3 protein-coding genes and 1 pseudogene are annotated in these 3,059 nt (G+C 74.8%); all 4 read right to left on the reverse strand.

Annotated features, from left to right (window positions below; genetic code table 11):
- Positions 1-358: pseudogene (locus tag ABZ484_RS38485) on the reverse strand (hypothetical protein); the annotation flags it as partial.
- A complete protein-coding gene (locus ABZ484_RS38490; RefSeq protein ID WP_358870602.1) occupies positions 358-1,152 on the reverse strand; it encodes a polysaccharide deacetylase family protein in 795 nt (264 codons plus the stop codon). The pseudogene ABZ484_RS38485 and the gene ABZ484_RS38490, both read right to left, overlap by 1 nt.
- A 919-nt stretch (positions 1,153-2,071) precedes the next feature.
- A complete protein-coding gene (locus ABZ484_RS38495; RefSeq protein WP_358870603.1) occupies positions 2,072-2,575 on the reverse strand; it encodes an ATP-binding protein in 504 nt (167 codons plus the stop codon).
- A 286-nt stretch (positions 2,576-2,861) separates the two neighbouring features.
- Positions 2,862-3,059 (reverse strand): enoyl-CoA hydratase-related protein (locus tag ABZ484_RS38500; protein WP_358870604.1); only part of this gene is annotated, 198 nt, incomplete at its 5' end.

Genomic DNA, 3,059 nt, shown 5'->3' on the forward strand with positions numbered 1-3,059 from the left:
GGCCCACCGGGATGGTCTCGATGACCTTGTACGTCGCGGGGTCGATGACCGTGACGGTGTTGGAGTTGGTGTTGGGGACGTAGACCCGGGAGGGGAAGTCCTTGACCACCGGGGAGAGCTTGTTCGGGCGGTCGGCGGCGTAGACGTCCTTCGGGTCCAGGACGGGTGGCATGCCCGGCAGGCCGTCGGCGGCCTGTCGCTGCTGGGGCTGGGGGCGTGCGGGCGCCTTGCTGCCCAGGGCTTCGTCGGCGTGGTGCCCGGAGTCGCCGGCGCTGCAGGCGGACAGCGCGGCCAGCGCGGCACAGGCGGCCCCGGCGAGCAGGGCCCGGGCGGTACGGGTCGGTGAAGGGCGGTGCATCAGCTCAGCAGCTCCGTGGTGGTGACCGCGTGCAGGCCGCGGCGGTCGAGTTCGTCGAGTACGTCGGGGAGGGCGGCGACCGTGTCGGCGTACCCGAAGTGCAGGCTCACCACGGATCCGTCGCGGACCTCGGCCATGACCTTGCGGGTGACGGCCGCGGCGCCGGGCCGGGTGTAGTCGAGGGAGTCGACGTCGTAGGAGAGCACGTGCGGGTATCCGGCGGCGCGGGCCAGTCGCTGGACCAGCGGGGAGGCGGTGGGGGCGCGCGAGGGCCGGAACCAGGTGCCGATGGAGCCGGTGAGCCGTTCGAGGCGGTCGGCGCAGCCGGTGATCTCCGCGCGGGCGTCGGTCTCGGGCAGGGCGTTGACGGCCACGTGGCGCTGGGTGTGGTTGCCGAGGTCGTGGCCCCCGTCCAGGATCCGGCGGGCCATCTCGGGGTGCTCGTCGAGCCAGGTGCCGACGGCGAGCACGGTGAGGCGGGCGCCGTGCTTCTCGGCCGCGGTGAGCAGGGCGCGGGCCAGCTCGGGGTCTCCCTGGCCGTGGAAGGTAAGAGCGACGCGGGGCTTGTCGCGCGGACCGTGGGTGATCTGCGCGGGCTGCCGGGGGAAGACGCGCGGCACGGGGGCGCGCGAGGCCGAGGATGCGGGAGACGGCGCGTCCGGGGCGGCGTCGGACGCGGCGTCGCGCGGGGCGGCACCGGTGGAGGAGCACCCGGTGGTGAGTGCGCCCCCGGCGACGAGCCCGGCACCGGCCCGGAGCACGCCGCGGCGATCGGTGGTGGTCACCCGCACCATTTAAGAGGCGCAGGGTAAGAAAACGGGCGATTCACACGCGCGGCCCGAGTGCTGAGGCCCGGTCAGCCACACCCCTCGACCGGTCCGCCCCCGCGGTCCCCGCCAGGTCCGCCAACACGACCCACGGCCGGTCACGCCAGGCCCGACGAGTTCGGCAAGCGGTCCACGGCGGGTACGGCCGGCGGCCCACGGACGGTCGCGCCGGGGCCGACGAGTTCGGCAAACGGCCCACGACGGGGCCGGCCATGCGACCACGGCGCATCGGTCAGGTAGCCCACGGCAGGGCGAGCCAGGCCCGGAGGGGCCGGTCAATCGCCCGCGCCTGGTCCGGCCGACAGCCCACGGGCGGTCGCGCCAGGCCCGACGGGTTCCGCCAACAGCCCTCGCCAGGTTCGGCCGGCGACCCACGGACGGTCACGCCAGGCCGACGAGTTCGGCAAGCGGTCCACGACTGGTCAAGCCACGCGGCCACGGGGCATCGGTCAGGCGGCCCACGACAGGGCGAGCCAGGCCCAGCGGGGCCGGCCAGCGGCCCTCGCCCGGTCCGGCCGACGGCCCACGGACGGTCGCGCCAGGCCCTGCGGGTTCCGCCAACAGCCCTCGCCAGGTTCGGCCGGCGGCCCACGGCCGGTCACGCCAGGCCCAGCGGGCACGGCCAGCGGACCGCGCCGGGTACGGCCGGCGACCCACGCACGGTCGGGGCGGGGCCGACGGGATCGCCAACAGCCTCGACAGATTCGGCCGGCGGTCCTGGGTGGGTGCGGGCAAGCGGTCCACGCCGGGTTCAGCAAGCAGCCCACAGCCGGACGGGCCGGAACCCGGCAGGTGCGGGTACCAGCTCCTGCCGGGTCCGGAGCGGCTGCCCCCGGTGAGTCGGGTCCGGCTCATCGGGTTCGACCGGGTCCGGCGGGGTGCGGGGTCAGCGGTCCGCGACGCGCATTTCGAACCAGGTGGTCTTGCCCCTGGGCAGCAGGTCCACGCCCCAGCGGTCGGACAGTTTGTCCACCAGGAACAGGCCCCGGCCGCTGATGTCCAGTTCCTGAACGGGCATCAGGCACGGCAGTCCGCGCGAGGGGTCGCGGACCTCGACGCGGAGCCAGCCCCGGCGGCGGCGCATGCGCAGGCCGAAGGCGCGGGCGCCGGTGTGCCGTACGGCGTTGCCCACGAGTTCGGAGACGAGCAGGACCGCGTCCTCCGTCAGCTTGGGGGTCAGGCCCCACTGGCGCAGGACGACGACCTGGACGAGCCGGCGAGCGGTGGCCGCGGACTCGGGACGGGACGGCAACGGAACCTCGGCTTCCGTCGGATTGCCGTACAGGTCCAGCGCGTTCAGCGCCCGGTCGTCCTCGACCGCGGGCGACCAGCGTGCCGCGGCCGAACGTCCCTGTCCCCGCGGCTGTTCGATGCCCTCCAGCCCCGCCATGCCCCCATCATGGCCGTCCGCGGCGGCCTCCGTGGCCGTTCCGGCGGAATACGCCCCCCGAGCGCCCCTGTTGTCCACCATGCGCCCGGCATATGCCGACGACACTTGGGCCTCCGGAACAGCCCGGCCGACCTGCGCGGACGGCCCGCCCGGCGGCGATCGTCCGGCCCCCTCGACGGATCGGCCTCAAGGCTGCCTCAAGGCCCCCTCAAGGCTCGCAGAACCGTCCCATCGAGGGACCCGCGATCGGACGTCCCGTCGACAGCAAGGGGCAAGCGGGCGGTCCTCAGAGGAACTTGGCCTTCCCCGGGCCCTCCTCCACGAAGCTGCGCATCCCGCGCTCGCGGTCCTCCGTGGCGAACAGTCCAGCGAACCAGTTCCGCTCCACGGCGAGGCCGGTGTCGATGTCGGTCTCCAGACCGGTGTCGACCGACTCCTTGGCGGCGCGCAGCGCGATCGCCGGGCCCTGCGCGAGCTTCGCGGC

The organism is Streptomyces sp. NPDC006393, assembly GCF_040628575.1.
In the GTDB taxonomy this organism is placed as follows: domain Bacteria; phylum Actinomycetota; class Actinomycetes; order Streptomycetales; family Streptomycetaceae; genus Streptomyces.

Excerpts from the sequence above, each read along its gene's own strand:
- ABZ484_RS38490 (WP_358870602.1), bottom strand. The coding sequence starts at position 1,152 with ATGGTGCGGGTGACCACCACCGATCGCCGCGGCGTGCTCCGGGCCGGT.
- ABZ484_RS38495 (WP_358870603.1), bottom strand. The coding sequence starts at position 2,575 with ATGGCGGGGCTGGAGGGCATCGAACAGCCGCGGGGACAGGGACGTTCG.